14 protein-coding genes are annotated in these 15,922 nt (G+C 74.6%); 2 read left to right on the top strand and 12 right to left on the bottom strand.

What is annotated here, in order from left to right; translation table 11 throughout:
• Nucleotides 1-5: 5 nt before the first annotated feature.
• The 6 genes from ACFWN3_RS00520 to pgsA form a co-directional block, all read right to left on the bottom strand.
• Entirely contained in the window at nt 6-488 is a 483-nt protein-coding gene (locus tag ACFWN3_RS00520) for a GNAT family N-acetyltransferase (protein WP_377642381.1), read from the bottom strand.
• Complete coding sequence (gene pdxS, locus ACFWN3_RS00515) at nt 485-1,387, bottom strand: pyridoxal 5'-phosphate synthase lyase subunit PdxS (RefSeq protein WP_377642379.1); 903 nt, start codon at nt 1,385-1,387, stop codon at nt 485-487. The genes ACFWN3_RS00520 and pdxS overlap by 4 nt, the downstream gene beginning before the upstream one ends.
• A gap of 77 nt (nt 1,388-1,464) precedes the next feature.
• Nucleotides 1,465-2,052 (bottom strand): hypothetical protein, encoded by a 588-nt coding sequence (locus ACFWN3_RS00510; RefSeq protein ID WP_377642378.1) that lies wholly within the window; start codon nt 2,050-2,052, stop codon nt 1,465-1,467.
• The gene (locus tag ACFWN3_RS00505) at nt 2,052-3,239 is read right to left on the bottom strand and encodes a glycosyltransferase family 4 protein (protein WP_377642376.1); all 1,188 of its coding nucleotides are present in this window, start codon (nt 3,237-3,239) and stop codon (nt 2,052-2,054) included. Before ACFWN3_RS00505 ends, ACFWN3_RS00510 begins: the two co-directional genes overlap by 1 nt.
• Nucleotides 3,236-4,177: a phosphatidylinositol mannoside acyltransferase gene (locus ACFWN3_RS00500; RefSeq protein WP_377642374.1), complete on the bottom strand. Its 942-nt coding sequence runs from the start codon at nt 4,175-4,177 to the stop codon at nt 3,236-3,238. Before ACFWN3_RS00500 ends, ACFWN3_RS00505 begins: the two co-directional genes overlap by 4 nt.
• Nucleotides 4,174-4,788 (bottom strand): phosphatidylinositol phosphate synthase, encoded by a 615-nt coding sequence (pgsA, locus tag ACFWN3_RS00495; RefSeq protein WP_377642372.1) that lies wholly within the window; start codon nt 4,786-4,788, stop codon nt 4,174-4,176. The genes ACFWN3_RS00500 and pgsA overlap by 4 nt, the downstream gene beginning before the upstream one ends.
• 96 nt (nt 4,789-4,884) lie before the next feature.
• Between pgsA and ACFWN3_RS00490 the strand changes: the two genes are divergently transcribed.
• Nucleotides 4,885-6,981 carry an elongation factor G gene (locus tag ACFWN3_RS00490; protein WP_377642370.1) on the top strand — a complete coding sequence of 699 codons (2,097 nt, stop codon included), beginning with the start codon at nt 4,885-4,887 and terminating at the stop codon, nt 6,979-6,981.
• Between the two features lie 20 nt (nt 6,982-7,001).
• Here the strand turns inward: ACFWN3_RS00490 and ACFWN3_RS00485 are convergent, their stop codons facing one another.
• From ACFWN3_RS00485 to ACFWN3_RS00465, 5 genes are all read right to left on the bottom strand, one after another.
• Nucleotides 7,002-7,577, bottom strand: a complete 576-nt coding sequence (locus ACFWN3_RS00485) for an HIT family protein (RefSeq protein ID WP_377642367.1) — start codon at nt 7,575-7,577, stop codon at nt 7,002-7,004.
• A 61-nt stretch (nt 7,578-7,638) separates the two neighbouring features.
• Nucleotides 7,639-8,484, bottom strand: a complete 846-nt coding sequence (locus ACFWN3_RS00480; protein WP_377642365.1) for an SDR family NAD(P)-dependent oxidoreductase — start codon at nt 8,482-8,484, stop codon at nt 7,639-7,641.
• Nucleotides 8,485-8,568: 84 nt separating this feature from the next.
• Nucleotides 8,569-9,048, bottom strand: coding sequence for a GNAT family N-acetyltransferase (locus ACFWN3_RS00475; protein WP_377642363.1), 480 nt, complete (start codon nt 9,046-9,048; stop codon nt 8,569-8,571).
• A gap of 483 nt (nt 9,049-9,531) precedes the next feature.
• Nucleotides 9,532-11,517: a threonine--tRNA ligase gene (gene thrS / locus ACFWN3_RS00470; protein WP_377642361.1), complete on the bottom strand. Its 1,986-nt coding sequence runs from the start codon at nt 11,515-11,517 to the stop codon at nt 9,532-9,534.
• Between the two features lie 107 nt (nt 11,518-11,624).
• The gene (locus ACFWN3_RS00465; RefSeq protein ID WP_377642360.1) at nt 11,625-12,629 is read right to left on the bottom strand and encodes a phosphotransferase enzyme family protein; all 1,005 of its coding nucleotides are present in this window, start codon (nt 12,627-12,629) and stop codon (nt 11,625-11,627) included.
• 80 nt (nt 12,630-12,709) lie between these two features.
• Between ACFWN3_RS00465 and ACFWN3_RS00460 the strand changes: the two genes are divergently transcribed.
• Nucleotides 12,710-14,596 carry an alpha/beta hydrolase family protein gene (locus ACFWN3_RS00460; protein WP_377642358.1) on the top strand — a complete coding sequence of 629 codons (1,887 nt, stop codon included), beginning with the start codon at nt 12,710-12,712 and terminating at the stop codon, nt 14,594-14,596.
• On the opposite strand, the gene ACFWN3_RS00455 is transcribed toward ACFWN3_RS00460, so the two are convergent.
• Nucleotides 14,568-15,821, bottom strand: a complete 1,254-nt coding sequence (locus ACFWN3_RS00455) for an aromatic acid exporter family protein (protein WP_377642356.1) — start codon at nt 15,819-15,821, stop codon at nt 14,568-14,570. The two genes, ACFWN3_RS00460 and ACFWN3_RS00455, sit on opposite strands and share 29 nt — an antisense overlap.
• Between the last annotated feature and the right edge of the window lie 101 nt (nt 15,822-15,922).

The raw sequence follows: 15,922 nt of genomic DNA, 5'->3' as shown, positions 1-15,922 counted from the left end.
CGCGGTCACCCGAGGGCGAGCACCGCCACGACCTCACCGTCGTCGACCTCGCCCGTGGGGACGAACCCGAACCGCTCGTAGAACCCGCGCGGTCCGCCGGGCTCGTCGACGTAGCTGAGCCTCACCCGCTCCTCCCCCTCGGCGCGCAGCCTGTCCAGCAGCAGCGTGAGCGCGGCCCGCCCGATGCCGCGGCCCTGGAAGCGGTGGTCGACGAGGAAGCGCCACAGGTAGGGCTCGGGCACCGTCTCGGTCGTCGCGGCGTACATGAGAAAGCCGGCCGGCTCGCCGTCGGCCTCGATCCCGAACAGGACCGGGACGAGGGCGACGCCCTGCTCGAGGTTCGGGTACAGGGCGTCGCCGTAGTTGGCGATCATCGGCGCGACGAAGCGGCGCTGCTCGGGCGTCGTCTCGAGGGCACCGTAGGCGCGGTGGTTGTCGGGACCGAGCTCGACGAGCCGGACCCCTGACCCCGCCGCGCCGGGCGTCACCAGCCGCGCTCGGCCAGGCGGTGCGGCTGCGGGATCTCGTCGACGTTGATGCCGACCATCGCCTCGCCGAGGCCGCGCGAGACCTTGGCGATGACGTCGGGGTCGTCGTGGAAGGTCGTCGCCTGGACGATCGCCTCGGCCCGCTGGGCCGGGTTGCCCGACTTGAAGATGCCCGAGCCGACGAACACGCCCTCGGCACCGAGCTGCATCATCATCGCGGCGTCGGCCGGGGTCGCGATGCCACCGGCGGTGAACAGGACGACCGGCAGCTTGCCCGCGGCCGCGACCTCCTTGACGAGCTCGAAGGGCGCCTGCAGCTCCTTGGCCGCGACGTACAGCTCGTCCTCGGGAAGGTTCTGGAGGCGGCGGATCTCCTGGCGGATCTGCCGCATGTGGGTCGTGGCGTTCGAGACGTCACCCGTGCCGGCCTCGCCCTTGGAGCGGATCATCGCCGCGCCCTCGGTGATCCGGCGCAGGGCCTCGCCGAGGTTGGTCGCCCCGCAGACGAAGGGGACGGTGAAGGCCCACTTGTCGATGTGGTTGGCGTAGTCGGCCGGGGTGAGGACCTCGGACTCGTCGATGTAGTCGACCCCGAGGGCCTGGAGGACCTGGGCCTCGACGAAGTGGCCGATCCGGGCCTTGGCCATGACGGGGATGGAGACCGCCGCGACGATGCCGTCGATCATGTCGGGGTCGCTCATCCGCGACACGCCGCCCTGGGCCCGGATGTCGGCGGGGACCCGCTCGAGGGCCATGACCGCGACGGCGCCGGCGTCCTCGGCGATCTTCGCCTGCTCGGCGTTGACGACGTCCATGATGACCCCGCCCTTGAGCATCTCGGCCATGCCGCGCTTGACGCGGGTGGTGCCGGTGCCCTGGGGGTTCTGCTGCTCGCTCATGGCGCCCAGTGTAGGTCCGCCCGCGACCCCCTCGGACCCGGGTCCGGGCCCGGTGCGACGCCGCTCGCGCAGGGGGCTCAGCGCGACAGCGCGGGGGGCACGTCGTCGTCGAACTCGACGGGCTCGGGCAGGGCCGCGTGGCCGGCGAGGCGGAACATCCGCACGACCGCCTTCTCGCGCACCCGGCGCACCTCGCGGGTCGCGTCGCTGTGGAACCGGCGGGCCAGCTGGACGCGCAGCCCGCTCGCCGCGAGGCGGTCGAGGGCGTCGGCGCCGAGCTCGTCCTCGTGGGCCCGCACGGCCGCGACGGCGTCGTCGCCGAGGGCGGCGCGCAGGGCCGCGCTGAGGTCGCTCTCGACGTGCTCGCGCCCGCCGAAGTGCTGCCCGTCGAGGAGGTCGTCGTCGACGGGCTGCTCGGTGGTCCGCTCGAGCGACTCGGTGGCGGCGTCGGCGACGAGGAGCGCGCTCGCGGGGTCGAGGGCACCGCTGTTCGCGAGCTCGAGGGCGGCCTCGGCCCGGCGCACCAGCTGGGCGTCGAGGGCGGACATCGCGCCCTCGACCTTGGCGTGCAGCCGGTCGAGCCGGGCCGCCGAGTACGAGAGGTACCACGCGACCCCGATGACGAGGATGACGAGGAAGGTCGCCACCTGCAGGACGTCGACCATCAGCCGCCTCCCCCGGGTCCGCCCCGCACGAGCCGGCCCCACAGCCCGCGGGGCGCGGAACCGTCGGGCTCGGAGACGGCGCCCTCGATGACCGTCTCGTAGACGGCCATGACGCGGTCGGCCACGACGTCCCAGTCGAAGACCCGGGCGCGGGCGCGACCCACCGCCGCGAGGTCCTCGCGACGGGCCGGGTCACCGAGGAGGTCGACGACCGACCGGGCGAGCGCGGCCTCGGAGCCGGTGGCGAAGAGCGCCCCGGTGCGCCCGCCGTCGAGGACGGCGGCGAAGGCCGCGAGGTCGGACGCGACGACGGGGGCACCCGCCGCCATCGCCTCGACGAGGACGATGCCGAAGCTCTCGCCCCCGAGGTGCGGGGCGACGTAGGCGTCGACCGAGCGCAGCAGCGCGGCCTTGTCGGGCTCGGAGACCGACCCGAGGACCTCGGTGGCGGCCGCGGCGCGCGGGTCGGCGTCCTCGAGGAGGTCGGAGGCGTCACCGGGACCCGCGACGAGCAGGCGCGCCCCCGGGTACCGGTCGAGGACGGCCGGCAGCGCGCGCAGGGCGACCGCCAGGCCCTTGCGCGGCTCGTCGACGCGGCCGAGGAAGGCCAGGGTCGGCCGCTCGGGCGTCCCGGCCCACCGCGGCGCGACGGGGGCCTGCGCGAAGCGCGCGACGTCGACCCCGTTGGGGATGACGAACGCCTCGCCGCGCAGGTGGCGGCGCACGGTGGCCCGGGCCTCCTCGGACACGGCGATCCGTCCGCGGATCTTCTCGAGCGAGGGGCGCAGCAGCGGGTGTGCCGAGTGCATCGCCCGCGAGCGCGGGGTCGAGGTGTGGAAGGTCGCGACGACCGGCTCGGTCGAGGCCCACAGGGCCATGAGCGAGGCCGAGGGCGTCACCGGCTCGTGGAGGTGGAGGACGTCGAAGTCGCCCGCCTCGAGCCAGCGGGTCACCCGCGCCGAGGTCACCGGGCCGAAGGTGAGCCGGGCGACCGAGCCGTTGTAGCGCACCGGGACCGGCCGGCCGCACGAGGTGAGGTACGGCGGCAGCTCGGCGTCCTCGTCGGCGGGTGCGAGCACCTGCACCTCGTGGCCCTGCGCGAGGAAGTGCTCGGCGAGGTCGCGGACGTGGAACTGCACCCCTCCGGGGACGTCCCACGCGTAGGGGCAGACGATCCCGATCCTCACCGCGCGGCCTCGGTGGCGGCCAGGCGCTCGGGGTCGAGGTCGGCGAGGAACACGCGCTGGAGCATGTGCCAGTCGGCGGGGTCCTCGCGCACGGCGGCGCCGAGGACGTCGGCGCACTGCTGGGTCATCGACGTCACCTTCTCGCGGGTCGTGCCCGCGGCCGGGACGTCGACGGCCGGGTGGAAGGTGATGACGATCCCCCACCCGCGGCCCCGGCGCTCGTGCCGGATCGACACGGGGTGCAGCGGCCGTCCCTCGGTGAGGGCGAGGAGGGCCGGGCCGGGCGCCATCCGGGCGGGCTCGCCGCAGAAGTCGACGACGACGCCCTTGGCGGTGAGGTCGCGGTCGGCGAGCAGCGGGATGATGCCGGGCCGGCGGGCCGCCTCTCGTAGGGCGGGGAACGGGTTGACCCCGCCGGTGAGCGGGATGATCGTCATCCCCAGGCCCTCGCGGAAGGCGAGGAACTCCTCGAAGACCTCCTCGGGCTCGAGCCGTTCGGCGACCGTCGTCACCGGTCCGAGGTGCGTGGTGCCCCACGCGCCGGCGAGGTCCCAGTTGCCGAGGTGGCCGAGGAACGCCACGACCGAGCCACCGCCGTCGATGACCTCGCGGATGACGTCGTCTCCCTCGGCGCGCACCCGGGCCACGATGTCGTCGGGGCCCAGGTCGGGGAGCCGGAAGGCCTCGCAGTAGTAGCGCAGGTAGCGGCGCATGCCGTCCTTGACGAGGGCGTCGAGGGCGGCGTCGTCGAGGTCGGGGCGGACCCGGGCGTAGTTCGACCGCATCCGCGCCGCCCCGCCCCGGGCGACGGTGAGGTCGGCCGCGGCGTCGAAGAGGGCGTAGGCCGCCCGCTCGGGCAGCCGGCGCACGACCCCCCAGCCGATGCGGTGCCCGGCCAGGGCCACGGCGTCGCCGACGGTGTGGCGGACCGGGCTCACGCCGCGCCCAGCGCCTGCCGGCGCACGGCCAGCATCCGCTGGACGACGGTGACGAGGCTCGCGACGGCCAGCAGGCCGAGCACGGTGCCGAGGAAGAGGGTGGGCAGGTCGAACAGCCCGGTGAACCCGGTGGCGACGAGGACGACGACGAGGCGGTCGGCGCGTTCGGCGATCCCGACGTCGGCCGTCATGCCGAGCCCCTCGGCGCGGGCCTTGGCGTAGGAGACGACGCTGCCGAGGATGAGGCACGCGAGGGCGAGGGTGGCCATCGTGGCCTCGGCGCCGTCACCGGCGTACCAGAGGACGAGACCGCCGAAGATCGCGGCGTCGCCGACCCGGTCGAGCGTGGAGTCGAGGTAGGCGCCCCACTTGCCCGAGCGCCCGGTCATCCGCGCCATGATGCCGTCGACGGTGTCGGAGAAGACGAACGCGGTGATGACGAGGGTCCCGACGAGGAACTCGCCGCGCGGGTAGAAGGCCAGGGCACCGAAGCACACGCCGAGCGTCCCGATGACCGTGACGACGTCGGGGCTGACGCCCAGCCGGACGAGCAGCCGGGCGACGGGGGTGAGCACCGTGGTGAAGAAGGCGCGCGCGTATCGGTTGAGCATGGTGCGCCCAGCGTAGTGCGGGAGGCCGGAGGTCCCGCGCCACCGACCCGCGCCCGACCGCTTGTGCGACGCGCCGCGGAGGAGAAAGGTGGCCCCATGAGCGGCACAGCGGCCCCCTCCGTCAGCGGCACGACCGGCATCCGCAACGTCGTCCTCGTCGGACCGAGCGGCTCGGGGAAGTCGCGCCTGTTCGACCATGTCGTCGACCAGTGCGGCGCCGGCCGGCCGTCGCGCGGTCGCACCGAGCCGACGACGGGGCTGCGGGCCGCGACGGTCGCGACCGGCGGGGTGGTGCTCACCCTCCTCGACGCCCCGGGTCACCCCGACTTCGTCGGGGAGGTGCGGGCGGGGCTGAGGGCGGCGGATGCCGCCCTCTTCGTCGTCTCGGCCGCCGACGGCGCCGACGCCCAGAGCCGCTCGCTGTGGCACGAGTGCGCGCTCGTCGGGATGCCGCGGGCCGTCGTCGTCACCCAGCTCGATGCCCGTGAGGCCGACTTCGAGGCCACCCTCGCCGACTGCCGGGCCCACTTCGGCGCCGGCGTGCAGCCGCTCGGCGTGCCCGTCGCCGGGTCCGAGGGCGCCGTGACCTCGATCGCCGACCTCCTCCTCGGCGAGGTCCACGACTACGCCGGGGGGAGGCGCACGGTGCGCGCCGCCGGGCCGGAGCACGCCGACGCCTTCGACACCCACCGCCCGGGCCTCATCGAGGGGATCATCGAGGAGTCCGAGGACGGCGCCCTCATGGACCGCTACCTCGAGGGCGAGGAGCTCGACTTCCAGACCCTCGAGCGCGACCTGCTGACCGCGGTCGCCCACGGCACGTTCCACCCCGTGCTGCCCGTCTCGGCCGAGACCGGCGCGGGTGTGGGGGTGCTGCTCCACCTCGTCGAGGCCGGGTTCCCGCACCCGGGGATGCACGCCCTGCCCACGGTCACGGGCCCGGGCGGAGGCGCGCCGGTGTCGATCACGGCCGACCCCGACGGGCCGCTGGTCGCCGAGGTCGTCCACACCGAGTCCGACGCGTACGTCGGCCACCTCTCCCTCGTGCGCGTCTTCTCGGGTCGCCTGCGCACCGACCGGGCCGTCCACGTCTCGGGCCACCTCGAGCTCCTCGGCGTCCCGACGGGCGAGGGCCACGCCGCGCACGACGAGGACGTGCGGCCCGGCGCCGTCGCGGCCCCCCTCGACGGCGAGCTGCTGACGAAGTCCGAGGCGATCGCCGGCGAGGTCGTCGTCGTCACCAAGCTCGCGACCGCCCAGACCTCCGACACGCTCTCCTCCCCCGACGCCCCGCTCCTCGTGACGCCGTGGGCCCTGCCGGAGGCGCTGCTGCCCGCCGCGGTGGCCGCGACCTCACGGGCCGACGAGGACCGGATGCCCGTCGCGTTCCGCGAGCTCGCGGCCGAGGACCCCTCCCTGCGGATCGAGCACGACGCCGGCACCGGCCAGGTCGTCCTGTGGACCACCGGCCCGGCGCACCTCGAGCTCGTCCTGTCGCGGCTGCGGTCGCGGTTCAACGTCGGCGTCGAGCAGGTCCCGGTGAAGGTCGCGATGCGCGAGACGGCCACCGAGCGCGCCGAGGCCCAGGGCCGCCACGTCAAGCAGTCGGGCGGGCACGGCCAGTTCGCCGTCTGCCACCTCGTCATGGAGCCGCTCCCGCGCGGCAGCGGCGTCGAGTTCGCCGAGAAGGTCGTCGGCGGGGCCGTCCCCCGCCAGTTCATCGGCAGCGTCGAGAAGGGCGTGCACGCCCAGCTGGCCAAGGGCCTGCTCGCGGGCTGGCCGGTCGTCGACGTCCGGGTCACCCTCACCGACGGCAAGGCGCACTCCGTCGACTCCTCGGACATCGCCTTCCAGACCGCCGCGGGCCTCGCGCTGCGCGAGCTCGCGTCGCCCTCGACGGTCTCGCTCCTCGAGCCGGTCGACACGGTGGTCGTCACCGTCGACGACGACCACCTCGGGGCCGTCATGACCGACATCGGCACCCGGCGCGGCCAGATCGTCGGCTCGGCGCCGTGCGAGGACGAGCCGGGCCGGTCGGTCCTCGAGGCCGCGGTCCCGCAGCTCGAGCTCATCGACTACGCCGTCGCGCTGCGCTCCCTCGCCCACGGCACGGGGACCTTCCACCGCGAGCTGCGGGGCTACGAGCCGCTGCCCGAGCGCCTGGTCCGCGAGCACCTCCCCTCGCACGCCTGACCCGTCGGGCGGTCGGCCGCTCAGACCGGCCAGTGCTCGACGAGCCGCGAGCGCACGTCCTCGAGGAGCATCGGCAGCGCCTTGGTGCGCGCGATGATGGGCAGGAAGTTCGCGTCGCCGCCCCAGCGCGGCACGACGTGCTGGTGCAGGTGCGCCGCCACCCCCGCCCCGGCCACGGCTCCCTGGTTCATCCCGAGGTTGAAGCCCATCGGCGCCGACGCGGACTCCAGGGCCCGGATCGCCGCCTTGGTCAGCGCGGTGAACTCGGCGGTCTCCTCGTCGGTGAGGTCGACGTAGAGCGCGACGTGGCGGTAGGGGCAGACGAGGACGTGGCCGGGGTTGTACGGGAAGAGGTTCATCACGACGTAGGCGTGCTCCCCGCGGTGCACGACGAGGGCCTCGGCGTCGTCCTTGCCCGGAGCGGCGCAGAACGGGCAGCCGTCACCGGGACCGGGGTCGGGACGGTCGCCGGCGATGTAGACCATGCGGTGCGGGGTCCAGAGCCGCTCGAAGCCGTCGCCCTCCCCCGCGAAGCCGGCGGCGGACTCGGCGTCGGGACCGGCCGGCGCGCCGGCAGGGTCGGGGGTCGGCTCCATGACCCGATCCTAGGAGGGTCATCCCGGCCGTCGCCGACCGCGGCCCCGAGGATGACCGGGCTCAGCGCAGGTGGCTGGCCCCGTTGAAGTCGAGGACGGCACCCGAGGCCCACTCGGCCCCGGGCGAGGCGAGGGCGCACACGGCCGCGGCCACCTCCTCGGGCGTGGCGACCCGCCCGAAGGGGCTCTGGGCCCGCACGGCGTCGCCGCCCGGCCCGTCGAGGGCGTCGCCGGCCATCTCGGTGGCGATGAAGCCGGGCGCGATGCTCGCGACCGCGATGCCGTGGCGACCCAGCCGCTGCGCCATCGACTGGCCGAACGCGTGCAGGCCGGCCTTGCTCGCGCCGTACGCCGGGATGTCGGGCTCGCCCCGGAAGGCCCCCCGCGACCCGACGTTGACGATCCGGCCCACGGCGACGCCCTCGGCGGGCGGGACGTCGATCATGTGGCGGGCGACGCACCACGTGAGGGCGGCCGGCCCGAGGAGGTTCGTGGCCAGGGTGTCCTGCCACACCTGCACCCAGTCCTCGTACGACGTCTCCTCGAGGGCGTGGTCCCCGCGGCGGCTCACCGAGCCCGACCCGGGTGTCGCGATGAGCGCGGCGTTGTTGACGAGGACGTCGACGCGCCCCAGCACGGCGACGGCGTCGTCGGCGAGGCGGCGGACGGCCTCGGGGTCGGCGAGGTCGGCCGCGACCCGGGCGTGGCCGTCCCCCTCGAGACCGGAGAGGACCTCCTCGGCGCGCTCCCGGCTCGACGCGCCCCGGTGGTGGACCACGACCCGGTCGCCCATCGCGGCGAAGGTCCGGGCGATCGCGGCGCCCAGGCCGCGGGACGCCCCCGTGACGAGGACGCCACGGCGCCAGGGCTCGTGCTCGGGCTGGGGTTCCTGCTCGACCTCGCTCATGCGCGCCACCCTAGGACCCGCCCCACCCCGACTGATTGCCGAGAACCCACGCCGGGACGGCCCGGTCGGGTGGGCTCTGGGCAATCAGTCGGGGGCGCGGGGGTCGAGGCGCAGCTCCATGAGGCGGTCCGACGGCGCGCCGAAGCCCATCCGCTCGTAGAGGGTGCGCGCCTCCGGGACGGCGTTGAGCTGGACCCGGGTCACCCCGTCGGTCGGCGCCCAGTCGAGCAGGGCGCGCAGCAGCCGCTCGCCCACCCCGTGGCCGCGGACGTCCTCGGCGACGTAGAGCAGGCTGACGTGGAACCACGCGTCGGCCGGCCGGTGGGTGCTCGGCAGCTTCTGGACCCGGGTGCCGTGGACGACGCCGAGCGGGCGTCCGCGGACGTCCTCGGCGAGCCAGGTGCGGCGGGCCCGGTCGCGCAGCCAGGCGTCGGCGAAGGCGTCGAGGAAGCCGGCGGGCACGGTGCCGCCGCGCTCGCGCTCGTCCTGGATGTGCAGCGCCCCCACCGAGAACGCGTCGGAGGGCACGGCCTCGCGCACCCGAACGCCGTCGTCCTCAGCCATGGCCCCAGCATGGCCCACGGGCGCCTGCGCGCGGGGCCGGTCGGCCGCACCGCACCGGTGGCGGCCGCCCCTGCGGGCACAAAGGTGTGGGGCCCCGGGGAGTATGAGTCTCCGGGGCCCCACGGTCGACTCGGCGTGATGTTCCGCGTCTCACGAGATGGACTCCGTTCACCCACCACCCTCATCACCGGGTGGCTCCGTGCGGTTGCCCGCTCGGCGTGGTGCTCGGCCTTCTCTCGATCCCTCCGCCACCGAGGTGGTGGAGTGGGATATTTCTAATCCCCCCGGCGGTGCGCCGCAAGGGGTTTGGCGCAGAAACCTCGGACGAGTTTGCGCGACCGGCGTGTCGTCGGCGTGTCGTGTGACGCCCGGGACCACGCCGGCCACCCCCGCCCCGCGCGGTCCCGACAGGTGGGACCGCGTGAGACGGACGGACCCGGGCCGCGGGGGTGCGGCCTGGTCAGCCGGCGCGGAGCGGCAAGGTCAGACCTGGCGACGGTCGGCGATCGCGGCCGTGATCTCGGCGATCGCCTCGTCGACCGGCACCCCGTTCTTCTGCGACCCGTCGCGGTACCGGAAGGACACCGCCCCGGCGGAGCGGTCGTCCTCCCCGGCGATGAGCACGTAGGGGACCTTGGCCTTGCTCGCGTTGCGGATCTTCTTGGGGAAGCGGTCGTCGCTGGCGTCGAGCTCGGTGCGGATGCCCGCCGCGCGCATCCTTGCCAGCACGTCGCCGAGGTACTCGTCGAACTCCTCGGCGACGGGGACGCCGAGCGCCTGCACCGGCGAGAGCCACACGGGGAAGGCCCCGGCGTAGTGCTCGACGAGCACGCCGAAGAACCGCTCGATCGACCCGAACTTGGCCGAGTGGATCATCACCGGCTGCTGCCGGGTGCCGTCGGCCGCCTGGTACTCGAGGCCGAAGCGCTCGGGCTGGTTGAAGTCGTACTGGATCGTCGACATCTGCCAGGTCCGGCCGATGGCGTCGCGCGCCTGGACCGAGATCTTCGGGCCGTAGTACGCGGCGCCGCCGGGGTCGAGGACGAGCTCGAGCCCGGATGCGGTCGCGACGTCGCGCAGGACGTCGGTCGCGACCTCCCACTGCTCGTCGGACCCGATGAACTTGTCCTTCTTCTCGCCCTCGGTCGCCCGGGTCGACAGCTCGAGGTAGTAGTCGTCCATCCCGAAGTCGCGCAGCAGGGACAGGACGAAGTCGAGCAGGTGCTTGATCTCGTCCGGGGCCTGGGCCGCGGTGACGTAGGAGTGCGAGTCGTCCTGGGTCATCCCCCGCACGCGGGTCAGGCCGTGGACGACGCCGGACTTCTCGTAGCGGTACACCGAGCCGAACTCGAACAGCCGCAGCGGTAGCTCGCGGTAGGAGCGCCCGCGCGAGCGGAAGATGAGGTTGTGCATCGGGCAGTTCATCGCCTTGAGGCGGTAGTCGCTGCCCTCGAACTCCATCGGCGGGAACATCGTGTCGGCGTAGTACGGCAGGTGCCCCGAGGTGTGGAACAGCCCGTCCTTGCTGATGTGGGGGGTCCCGACGTACTGGAACCCCTCCTCGATGTGCCGGCGGCGGACGTAGTCCTCCATCTCGCGCTTGATGACGCCGCCCTTGGGGTGGAACACCGCGAGCCCCGAGCCGAGCTCGTCGGGGAAGCTGAAGAGGTCGAGCTCGGCGCCGAGCTTGCGGTGGTCGCGCTTCTCGGCCTCCGCGAGGCGGTCGAGGTGGGCCTTGAGCTCGTCCTTGGTCGGCCACGCCGTGCCGTAGACGCGCTGGAGCTGCGGGTTCCTCTCGGACCCGCGCCAGTACGCCGCGGCGCTGCGCATCAGCTTGAACGCGTTGCCGAGGACCTTGGTCGAGGGCACGTGCGGGCCGCGGCACAGGTCGCCCCAGGCGCGGCTGCCGTCGCGGCGCAGGTTGTCGTAGATCGTCAGCTGCGCGCCACCCACCTCCACCGAGGCCCCCTCCGCGACCTCGTCGGACGCACCGCCCTTGAGGCCGATGAGCTCGCACTTGTACGGCTCGTCGGCCAGCTCGACGAGGGCGTCGTCGTCGCTGATCTCGCGACGGTGGAAGGTCTGGCCCTCGTTGATGATCCGCTGCATCACCTTCTCGAGGGACTTGAGGTCCTCGGGGGTGAAGGGGGTCTCGACGTCGAAGTCGTAGTAGAAGCCGTCGCGGATGGGCGGGCCGATCCCCAGACGTGCCGAGGGGTGCAGCTCCTGGACGGCCTGGGCGAGGACGTGCGCGGCCGAGTGGCGCAGCACGTCGAGGCCGTCCTGCTCGGCCGCGGTCACCGGCTCGACGACGTCGCCGTCGGCGAGGACGTGGGCGAGGTCGCGCAGCTCACCGCCGACGCGGGCCACGAGGACCGACCGGTCGCCCTCGAAGAGCTCTCCGGCCGTCGTGCCCTGCTCCACCGATCGCTCGCTTCCGGCGACGTGGACGGTGATCTGGGCTGACATGGCGAGGGTTCTCCTGGCGGTGGGTGTCCGGTCGCCGGGGTGGCGCACCGAGGGTCAAGCCTACTGACCGCCCCACGGCACGGGCGCGCGGGTTTCGGCCCCGGTGGTCAGGCCGGGTCGAGGACGAAGCGCCCCGTGTCGAGCCAGTGCCGCAGCCGGCCCAGGGTGACGTGGACGTAGTCCTCGGCCTGGGCCCGCAGGGCGGCGGTCGAGGAGTCGAGCAGGCTGTTGGCGAGGAGCAGCTGGCGGGCCGCGACGAGGGGCTCGAGGTGCTCGTCGAGCCCCTCGGGCAGCGGCGCGACCTCGGCGTAGCCCGCGCGCAGGGCGGGCTCGCCGTCGGTCCCGGCGCGCCGGAGGTAGAAGGTCGAGATCGCGAGATCGAGCAGGGGGACCCCGAGGCCGCTGTCGTCGAAGTCGAAGACCGCGAGGGCGCCCTCGTGCCACTTGAGGTTGCCGCCGTGGAGGTCGGCGTGCAGCGGGATCGGCGCCACCCGGGCGTGCAGGGCCGCGAACGCCGCGGCGGAGCGCTCGCTCGCCTCGGCCACGACCGCGGCGGCGCCGGGGACCGACGCGGCGGCCGGCGTGAGGGCGTCCTCGTCACCGAAGAGCGGGGTGTCGAACAGCGGCAGCTCGGCCCCGGTGGGCAGGGTCCACGCGGCGGACTGCCGGTGCAGCGTCGCCATCGCCCGGCCGAGGGAGTGCGCCCACTCCGAGGACCCCTCGCGCGCGTCCTCGCCCTCGAGCCACGACGCCCCCGTGACGAGGAGGTCGCGGCCGACCTCCGCCGACGGGACGGCGACGAACCACTCGCCGCGGGACGTGCGCAGCGGGTCGGGGACGACGACGTCGGTCTGCTCGGTGATGGCGCGCTGCCACGACTGCTGGGCGACGACGTGGGCGGGGATGCTCTTGGAGTTCGTCCCGACCCGCAGGGCCACCCGGCGCCCGTCGGGGGTGTCGACGGCGAAGGTCGTGTTGAAGGCGTGGAGGACGACCTCCATCCGCTCGACCTCGAGGCCGAAGGCGGCCGCCGCCTCGAGGGCGACGGGTCGCAGCACCTCGACCTGCTCCTCCTCCCAGAGGTCCTCGTAGGCCGTCGGTGCGCTGCTCACCGGGCCAGCCAACCACGGGGCCCGTCCGGTCGCCCGCACGTTCCCCGCGCCGCCCCGTGTCGCGACCGTAGGGTCGGCCCATGAGCGTCCTCCCCCACGGCACCTGGCCCTCCCCGATCGCGCCCGAGCACCTCGTGGCCGGTCAGGTCGGGCTCGACGAGGTCCGTCCCGACGGCGCGAGCACCTGGTGGCTCGAGTCCCGTCCGGCCGAGGGCGGGCGGGTCGCCCTCGTGCGGCACGACGGGACGAGCGCGCACGACGTCCTCCCCGCGCCGTGGTCGGTGCGCACCCGGGTCCACGAGTACGGCGGGGGGTCGTACGCCGTCGCCGACGGGGTGGTCGTCCTCTCCCGCCTCGACGACGGCCGGCTGCACCGCCTCGACCCCGGCGCCGAGGAGCCCGTGGCGCTGACCCCCGAGGGTCCGTGGCGCTACGGCGGGCTGGTCCTGCACGGTGAGGACGTGTTCGCCGTGCGCGAGGACCACTCCCGGGAGCCGGAGCCCGCCAACGAGCTCGTGCGGGTCGACCTCCACGGCACGGGCGAGCACGCCGGCACGGTGCTGTGGTCGGGCTCGGACTTCGTCTCCCGCCCGGCCGTGTCGCCCGACGGCACGCACGTCGCGTGGGTCGCCTGGGACCACCCGAACATGGCGTGGGACTCGACCCGGCTGCTGCGCGCCCGGCTCGTGGACGGTGCCCTCGTGGACGTCCGGCTCGTCGTCGGCGACGACGGCGTCTCGGTCGCCCAGCCGCACTTCGGCCCCGACGGCGCGCTGTGGTTCCTCTCCGACGCCTCGGGCTGGTGGACGGTGCACCGTGACCGCGGTGACGGTCCGGTCGCGGTGCACGACGTCGAGGCCGACCACGCGACGCCGCAGTGGACCCTCGGCATGGTCGAGCTCGCCGTCCTCGACACCGAGCGCGCCGTCGTGCGCTGGTGGGAGGCCGACCGGTCACGGCTCGGCGTCCTCGAGGCGACGACCGGGGAGGTCGAGCCGCTCGACGTCGAGGGCGCGACCTTCGACCACCTCCACGTCGTCGACGGCGAGCTCGTCGCCCGGCGCGGGCTCGCCGACCGCCTGCCCGAGGTCGTGCGCGGTCCGCTCGGCGGCGACCTCACCGTCCTCACGACGGCCGGGGACCCCCCGGTGCGCCCGGAGGACGTCTCGGTCGCGCGGCCGTGGACGTGGACGAACAGCGCGGGCCTCGAGGTGCACGGCCTGCTCTACGAGCCCCGCCTGTCGGGGACCACGGGACCCGAGGGCGAGCGACCGCCCCTGCTCGTCATGGTCCACGGCGGGCCGACGGCGCGGGCCGAGCCGACGTTCGCCACGGGCACCCACCTGTGGACGACCCGCGGGTGGGCCGTCCTCGACGTCAACCACTCGGGCAGCACGGGCTTCGGCCGCGCCTACCGCGACCGGCTCCGCGGCGCGTGGGGCGTGCTCGACATCGACGACACCGTCACCGGCGCGCTGTCGCTGGCCGACGCCGGGATCGTCGACCGCGACCGGATCGCCATCCGTGGGGGGAGCGCCGGCGGCTACTCCGTGCTGCGCTCGATGACGACGAGCGAGGCGTTCGCGGCGGGCACGAGCCTGTTCGGCGTCGCCGACCTCACCGCGCTCGCCGAGCACACCCACAAGTTCGAGTCCCGCTACCTCGACAGCCTCGTGGCCCCCTGGCCCGAGGGCGCCGCGGTCTACCGCGACCGGTCCCCGCTCCACCACGCCGACCGGCTGCACGGCGAGCTGCTCCTCCTCCAGGGTGAGGACGACCTCGTCGTGCCGCTGGCGCAGGCCGAGTCGATGGCGTCGGCGATGCACGAGGCCGGCCGCGAGGTCGAGCTCGTCGTCTACCCCGGTGAGGGACACGGCTTCCGGCAGGGCACGACGATCATCGACGCCCTCGAGCGCGAGCTCGCGTTCTACGCCCGGGTCATGGGCTGGGAGGCGCCTCGGGCCTGACGGCCGGCGGCAGCGCGTCGGCGATCGGCGCCCGCAGCGGCCCGCTGTCGGTGGGCACCGCGGCCCGCGGATGACGGTCGCGCAGGTCGTGGGCCAGGCGCTCGGCGTCGAGGACGAGCGCGCCGTACGCGGGCCAGGCGGCGGGGTCGTCGAGGTGGGTGTCGCGCACCTCGTCGCTCAGACCGCGCAGCATCGCCAGGGCCCGCTCGACGTGCTCGTCGACGTCGCGGGTGTCGTCACCGGTGCCGACGCCGAAGTCCTCGATGGCCGCACCCACCTCGTCGAGCACGTCGGCGTAGCGCGCGAGCCAGCCCGCCGACGGGCGCGGGGTCCAGGCGGCGCCCTCGGCCGCGTCGACGAGGGTGCGGGCGATCCCCGCCACCTGCCACTCGGCCCGCTCCACGGTCTCGGCGGTGAGGCGGTAGCCGTCCCAGTCGATCCGGGCCGGGCGCAGCCGGTGCCGCAGGTTCCACCGGGTGCTCTCGCGCCCGGTCTCGACGACCTCGAGGACCTCGGGCGCCCGGCGGCCGATGAGCCCGGCCTCGTCGTACCACCCGTGGGCGCGCTCGGCCTCGTAGCCGGTGCGCAGCCCGTCGGCCATGTCGGCGAGCAGGGCCCGCAGCCGCTCGGTCAGGCTGCTCAGCTCGCGGCGCGGCCAGGTCAGGTGCATCGGCGCGAGGACGAGGGCGTTGACGGCGACCCCCACGACGCCACCGAGCGCCGTCTCGACGATGGTCAGGGCGGTGAACTCGGTGTCGGTCCCGTGCACCGTCAGCAGCGACAGGAGGACCATCGTCGGGACCTGGATGCCGTGCTCCCCCAGCGCCTTCCACCGCCCGATGAAGGTCGCGACGAGCATCACCGGCACCATCGACCACCAGGTCACGCCGACCTGCGAGCCGACCAGCCACGCGACGCCCATGCCGAGCACGACGCCGATGACCCGCTTCGTGCTGGCGCCGACCGAGCGCACCATCGTCCGGTCGACGACGAGGAGGGCCGACATCGGCGCGTAGAAGGGGGTGTCGCTGTCGAGGACGTGGACCGCGAGCTGCCACGCGATGACGGTGGCCACGGCCGCCTTGAGCATGAGCAGGCCACCGCCGGGCTCGGTGCCCGGGCCCTCGAGGCGCAGCCGGAGCCGGTCCCGCGCGATCGAGACGCGCTCGTCGAGGCGTTCCAGCAGGCCGGCCCGCGACTGGTCGGTCGTCGTCGGCGGGCGCATCCCTCGGACGCTAGCCGTTCGACCCGGGGCTCAGCCGGACGCCTCAGGCTGGTCTCAGCGCGCCTGGCGCGCGTCGCCGCGGTGACGGCGAGGGCCCCCGA

Origin of the sequence: Oryzobacter terrae (assembly GCF_042756445.1) — a bacterium.
Taxonomy (GTDB): Bacteria; Actinomycetota; Actinomycetes; order Actinomycetales; family Dermatophilaceae; genus Oryzobacter; species Oryzobacter terrae.
The sequence above is the reverse complement of the archived record's forward strand: the minus strand, read 5'-3'. Positions and strand labels throughout refer to the sequence as shown.